Here is a 1,779-nt window from a genome sequence, read left to right on the forward strand (position 1 = left end):
GTACTCCCCGCGAGCAGCTCCTCGCCGAGCTGTTCGCGGAGGTCCTGGGCTTGCCGGCCGTCGGTGTTGACGACAACTTCTTCCACCACGGCGGCCACTCCCTGCTCGCCATGCGCCTGGTCAGCCGGATCCGGGTGGTGTTCGACGGGGAGGTGACGCTGCGCGCGTTCTTCGACGCCCCCACGGTGGCTGGCCTCGCAGCGGCGTTGAACGGTGCTCTCACCAATCGGCCGCCGTTGCGGCGGGTGGCGCATGGTGGTGATGGGCCGGTGTCGTATGCGCAGCAGCGGTTGTTGTTTCAGGTCGCGGCGGAGGGTCCGAACGCGATCTACAACGTTCCGGTCGCGTTGCGGCTGGCTGGGGAGTTGGACCGGGAGGCGCTGCAGGTCGCGCTGGCTGATCTGGTCGAGCGTCATGAGGTTCTGCGTACCGTTTATCCGGAGGTCGACGGTGTGCCGGTGCAGCGGGTGCTGGAGCCGTTCCCGGTGGAGTTGGGGTGGGTGGCCAGTAGTCGGGAGTCGGTGGATGCCGACCTGCGGGTGGTGGCGGGTTATGCGTTTGATCTGAGCCGGGAGGTGCCGCTGCGGGCGTGTGTGTTCTCGGTTGGGCAGGGCGAGTGTGTCTTGCTGCTGGTGGTGCATCACATCGCGGTGGACGAGTGGTCGATGGGGCCGTTGCTGCGGGATTTGGCTGTGGCGTATGGCGCCCGTCGTTGTGGGCGGGTTCCGGTGTGGTCGCCGTTGCCGGTGCGGTACAGCGACTACGCCGTCTGGGAGCGCCGTCTGCTGGGCGATGATCGGGACGCGGGTTCGCTGGCCGGGCGGCAGGTGGCGTACTGGACCGAGACCCTGCGCGGGCTGCCGGACCAACTCGACCTCCCCTACGACCGGGGCCGGCCCACCGTGGCGTCCCTCGCGGGGGACACCGTCACCTTCCAGGTACCCGCCGAGCTGCACACCGGCCTGCGCGCGCTGGCCCGCAGCTCCGGAGTGAGCGTGTTCATGGTGTTGCAGGCCGGGTTGGCGGCGTTGTTGACCCGGCTGGGTGCGGGCACCGACATTCCGATCGGCACGCCGGTGGCCGGGCGGGCCGATGCGGCCCTGGACGACCTGGTCGGGTTCTTCGTCAACACGGTGGTGTTGCGCACCGACACCTCTGGCGACCCCAGCTTCGCCGACCTGCTGGCCCGTGTGCGACAGGTGGACCTGGCCGCTTTCGAGCACCAGGACGTGCCGTTCGAACGCGTCGTCGAGGCCGTCAACCCGGTACGCTCCGCCTCCCGACACCCCCTGTTCCAGGTCATGCTGGCCTACGGTCACGACGTCGCCGTGCCCGCCCTGGGTGACCTGACCGCCGCGCCCTACGAGGTGGACACCGACACCGCGAAGTTCGACCTGACCGTCAGCCTGCGGGAGACCGGCGACACCGACGCCCTCAACGGGCTCGTGGAGTACCGCACCGACCTGTTCGACCGAGGCACCGTGGAGCGCGTCATCGACGCGTTCCTCCGCATGCTGTCCTCCGCCGTCGCCGACCCGCACGCTCCGATCGGTGCCCTTGAGCTGTTGTCGGTGGAGGAGCGGGTTCGGGTGGTGGTGGGGTGGAATGCCACTGATGCTGAGGTGGATCGGGTGCCGTTGCCGGTGGTGTTTGAGCGGTGGGCGGCGGTGCAGCCGGATGCGGTGGCGGTGGTTGATGGTGGTGTGGGGTGGTCGTTTGGGGAGGTGAATGCGCGGGCGAATCGGTTGGCTCGGTTGTTGATCGGGCGGGGTGTGGGTC

At 69.1% G+C, this 1,779-nt stretch carries 1 protein-coding gene; it reads left to right on the forward strand.

Annotated features, from left to right (window positions below):
• Positions 1-1,779, forward strand: a 1,779-nt coding sequence (locus tag C1I99_RS31420; RefSeq protein WP_146604107.1) for a condensation domain-containing protein, incomplete at both ends; no start/stop codon positions are given.

Source organism: Micromonospora deserti, assembly GCF_003236335.1.
Lineage (GTDB): Bacteria > Actinomycetota > Actinomycetes > Mycobacteriales > Micromonosporaceae > Micromonospora > Micromonospora deserti.